2 rRNA genes are annotated in these 3143 nt (G+C 52.2%); both read right to left on the bottom strand.

What is annotated here, in order from left to right:
* Position 1: 1 nt before the first annotated feature.
* Positions 2–117, bottom strand: a 5S ribosomal RNA gene (gene rrf, locus EDI28_RS25420).
* Between the two features lie 118 nt (positions 118–235).
* Positions 236–3126 (bottom strand): 23S ribosomal RNA (locus EDI28_RS25415).
* Between the last annotated feature and the right edge of the window lie 17 nt (positions 3127–3143).

The raw sequence follows: 3143 nt of genomic DNA, 5'->3' as shown, positions 1-3143 counted from the left end.
AGCCTGGCGATGTCCTACTCTCACATGGGGAGACCCCACACTACCATCGGCGCTATTACGTTTCACTRCTGAGTTCGGCATGGGATCAGGTGGGTCCATAATGCTATGGTCGCCAAGCAAATTCTGGTTTATTCACCGCCGTCAGGCAGCAAATAGCAATCTGGGAAAGTTAACTAGTYGAGTTCCAAACACCATTCAAGTGYTYRTGGAGTCCGTAAAACCCCTTGGGTGTTGTATGGTTAAGCCTCTCGGGCAATTAGTACAGGTTAGCTCAATGCCTCGCAGCACTTACACACCCTGCCTATCTACGTCGTAGTCTCCGACAACCCTTCAGGATACKTAWAGTATCAGGGATGACTCATCTCAGGGCTCGCTTCGCGCTTAGATGCTTTCAGCGCTTATCGATTCCGAACTTAGCTACCGGGCAATGCCACTGGCGTGACAACCCGAACACCAGAGGTTCGTCCACTCCGGTCCTCTCGTACTAGGAGCAGCCCCCTTCAATCATCCAACGCCCACGGCAGATAGGGACCGAACTGTCTCACGACGTTCTAAACCCAGCTCGCGTACCACTTTAAATGGCGAACAGCCATACCCTTGGGACCGACTTCAGCCCCAGGATGTGATGAGCCGACATCGAGGTGCCAAACACCGCCGTCGATATGAACTCTTGGGCGGTATCAGCCTGTTATCCCCGGAGTACCTTTTATCCGTTGAGCGATGGCCCTTCCATTCAGAACCACCGGATCACTATGACCTGCTTTCGCACCTGCTCGAATTGTCATTCTCGCAGTCAAGCGGGCTTATGCCATTGCACTAACCTCACGATGTCCGACCGTGATTAGCCCACCTTCGTGCTCCTCCGTTACTCTTTGGGAGGAGACCGCCCCAGTCAAACTACCCACCAGGCACTGTCCGCAMYCCCGATWAGGGRSCGACGTTAGAACATCAAGCATACAAGGGTGGTATTTCAAGGACGGCTCCACRCAATCTAGCGACTGCGCTTCGAAGCCTCCCACCTATCCTACACATGTAGGGTCAATGTTCAGTGCCAAGCTGTAGTAAAGGTTCACGGGGTCTTTCCGTCTAGCCGCGGGTACACAGCATCTTCACTGCGATTTCAATTTCACTGAGTCTCGGGTGGAGACAGCGTGGCCATCATTACGCCATTCGTGCAGGTCGGAACTTACCCGACAAGGAATTTCGCTACCTTAGGACCGTTATAGTTACGGCCGCCGTTTACCGGGGCTTCGATCAAGAGCTTCTACAAAAGTATAACCCCATCAATTAACCTTCCGGCACCGGGCAGGCGTCACACCGTATACGTCATCTTTCGATTTTGCACAGTGCTGTGTTTTTAATAAACAGTTGCAGCCACCTGGTATCTGCGACTSCCAGYAGCTGAGWGAGCAAGTSTCGTCACCGCCRGSAGCGTACCTTCTCCCGAAGTTACGGTACCATTTTGCCTAGTTCCTTCACCCGAGTTCTCTCAAGCGCCTTGGTATTCTCTACCTGATCACCTGTGTCGGTTTGGGGTACGATTCCTTATAACCTGTCGCTTAGAGGCTTTTCCCGGAAGCATGGCATCAATGACTTCACCGCCGTAGCGGCTCGACATCGGGTCTCAGCCTTRRGATRGTCCGGATTTACCTAAACCATCAGCCTACACCCTTGAACTTGGACGACCGTCGCCAAGCCCACCTAGCCTTCTCCGTCCCCCCATCGCAGTTATAAGCAGTACGGGAATATTAACCCGTTTCCCATCGACTACGCCTTTCGGCCTCGCCTTAGGGGTCGACTTACCCTGCCCCGATTAACGTTGGACAGGAACCCTTGATCTTCCGGCGAGGGAGTTTTTCACTCCCTTTATCGTTACTCATGTCAGCATTCGCACTTCTGATACCTCCAGCAWRCCTTACGAYWCACCTTCAACGGCTTACAGAACGCTCCCCTACCCAATATGACAAGTCATATTGCCGCAGCTTCGGTGTATAGCTTAGCCCCGTTAAATCTTCCGCGCAGGCCGACTCGACCAGTGAGCTATTACGCTTTCTTTAAATGATGGCTGCTTCTAAGCCAACATCCTGGCTGTCTGAGCCTTCCCACATCGTTTCCCACTTAGCTATAACTTTGGGACCTTAGCTGGCGGTCTGGGTTGTTTCCCTCTCCACGACGGACGTTAGCACCCGCCGTGTGTCTCCCGGATAGTACTTACTGGTATTCGGAGTTTGCAAAGGGTTGGTAAGTCGGGATGACCCCCTAGCCTTAACAGTGCTCTACCCCCAGTAGTATTCGTCCGAGGCGCTACCTAAATAGCTTTCGGGGAGAACCAGCTATCTCCAGGTTTGATTGGCCTTTCACCCCTAGCCACAAGTCATCCGCTAATTTTTCAACATTAGTCGGTTCGGTCCTCCAGTAAGTGTTACCTCACCTTCAACCTGCCCATGGCTAGATCACCTGGTTTCGGGTCTAATCCTAGCAACTGYACGCCCAGTTAAGACTCGGTTTCCCTACGGCTCCCCTATACGGTTAACCTTGCTACTAAAATTAAGTCGCTGACCCATTATACAAAAGGTACGCAGTCACMCMACRARKGKGCTCCTACTGCTTGTACGTACACGGTTTCAGGTTCTGTTTCACTCCCCTCACAGGGGTTCTTTTCGCCTTTCCCTCACGGTACTGGTTCACTATCGGTCAGTCAGGAGTATTTAGCCTTGGAGGATGGTCCCCCCATGTTCAGACAGGATATCACGTGTCCCGTCCTACTCGATTTCACTWRAAGCGCRYTGTCGGCTACGGGGCTATCACCCTTTGCTGCTGTGCTTTCCAGCACATTCGCCTAAYAYKCAACTAGCTTAAGGGCTAATCCGGKTTCGCTCGCCGCTACTGCCGGAATCTCGGTTGATTTCTGTTCCTCGGGGTACTTAGATGTTTCAGTTCCCCCGGTTCGCCTCGYYAYGCTATGTATTCACRTAACGATACCTGCTTGTGCAGGTGGGTTTCCCCATTCGGAAATCCCAGTCTCAAGTGATTTTTACTATCTAAACTGGGCTTATCGCAAGTTAATACGTCCTTCGTCGCCTCTGACTGCCAAGGCATCCACCGTGTACGCTTAGTCACTTAACCATACAACCCCAAGAGGT

It is taken from the genome of Photobacterium chitinilyticum, from assembly GCF_004104355.1.
Lineage (GTDB): Bacteria > Pseudomonadota > Gammaproteobacteria > Enterobacterales > Vibrionaceae > Photobacterium > Photobacterium chitinilyticum.
Note: the sequence above shows the minus strand (reverse complement) of the source record. Positions and strands in the feature narration are given on the sequence as shown.